The organism is Bacillus sp. FJAT-22090, assembly GCF_007676755.1.
Classification (GTDB): domain Bacteria; phylum Bacillota; class Bacilli; order Bacillales_A; family Planococcaceae; genus Psychrobacillus.
Genome location: NZ_VEBK01000036.1, coordinates 1 through 1,494, shown reverse-complemented (window position 1 = coordinate 1,494; position 1,494 = coordinate 1). Strand labels below are relative to the sequence as shown.

At 41.4% G+C, this 1,494-nt stretch carries 1 protein-coding gene; it reads right to left on the bottom strand.

Annotation, left to right across the window (positions count from 1 at the left end):
- Nucleotides 1-117: 117 nt before the first annotated feature.
- The gene (locus FS486_RS19840) at nt 118-1,341 is read right to left on the bottom strand and encodes an IS110 family RNA-guided transposase (protein WP_142540492.1); all 1,224 of its coding nucleotides are present in this window, start codon (nt 1,339-1,341) and stop codon (nt 118-120) included.
- Nucleotides 1,342-1,494: the final 153 nt, after the last annotated feature.

Sequence of the window (1,494 nt, the reverse complement as noted above, 5' to 3'; positions counted from 1 at the left end):
ACTCCCATGAAAATTAAAATCTTCGATTTATAGAAAAAGGCAATACGAAATCGGACGCAGCTCAATAATTTTTTAAAAAAGTGCAGCGCCTAAATGAGAATTAAATTATGGATTGTACTAGGAGGCATTTGGGTCAGTGATTGTAACGTTGTAACCTAAGTTTTCAAGTCTTCGAACAGAATATCGTACAATCGATTGTTCTTTTTGTTTGTCAAAGTAATCTTCCCCTAAGTCTAGGTACATTTCTTTGCGTGTTAGGAGATAATAGCTGATTCTTAAAATAGCATGAGCGACTGATATCCCTGCACGCTTTTTACCCTTTCTTGATGCAGTACGCCTATACAGGGCTCCCAAGTAGGTTTTGGATCCTCTAACAGAATGAGCTGCTTCAATTAATGCCGATTTCAAGTACTTGTTTCCTTTTTTCATGTTGGTTGATTTCCTCTTGCCCGCACTTTCATTATGCCCAGGTACTAATCCTGCCCAGGAACATAAGTGCGCCGAACTGGGAAATTGCTTCTCCACATCTGTACCGACTTCGGCTAAGATTTGTTCGGCCATTCGAGTGGCGATGCCAGGAATGGAATCCAATCGTTCTATATCTTCTTGATGGGAGGATAACCTAGTAGCAACCTCTTCGTTTAATAGCTCAATCTGCTCAGTTAGAAATTCTATATGGACCAGAATGGTTTTTAACATGAGACGTTGATGTGGATTGATATACCCTCGAAGAGCTAGCTCCAGTTCACTCTTTTTCTTCTTCATTGATCGGCGGGCAAAGCTAGCTAATTTCTCAGGATCATTTTCGCCATCGGCGATAGCACGGAGCATATCAAGAGACGAAACACCCATGATGTCGGAGACAACGGAACCGAGTTTGATATTCGCTCCTTCTAAAACCTTTTGAATCCGATTATGTTGTCTCGCACGCTCTTCAATAATACTTCGACGGTATCGAACTAACTCTCTTAATTCCCGCTGATTTCGGTCTGGAATAAAACTTGCTTTAAGTAGACCGTGACGAAGAAGTTTGGCAATCCATTCTGCATCTTTTACATCGGTCTTACGACCTGGTACTGCTTTCATATGTTGAGCGTTCACTACTAAAAACTCAATGCTCTCGGCTTCTAGCAAGTTAACAATAGGCTTCCAAAATACACCTGTACTTTCCATTGCTACGTGAGTACAATCATGCTCCTTAATCCAGTCAATTAACTGTAATAGAAATACAGTTTTAGTGGAAAACGTTTGAATCTCCTTTCCTTTTGGGGTAATAATACAAGCAGTAATGGAATCCTTATGGACATCCATTCCACAAGCACGTTCAATGATTACTTCCATTGTAATCATCCTTTCTACGGCAAATAGTATTGGAGGCTGGTGCAATAACCAGAGTAGGATTAATCTCCCATGAGTGCTTCCCGTAAGGGAGCGACAGTCTGTGATGCACCGTGGTCGTTGGAGTCAGACTAACGGATGGGCTCTATGGCACCA

Coding starts and splice junctions, on each gene's coding strand:
- FS486_RS19840 (WP_142540492.1), bottom strand. CDS start 1,341: ATGGAAGTAATCATTGAACGTGCTTGTGGAATGGATGTCCATAAGGAT.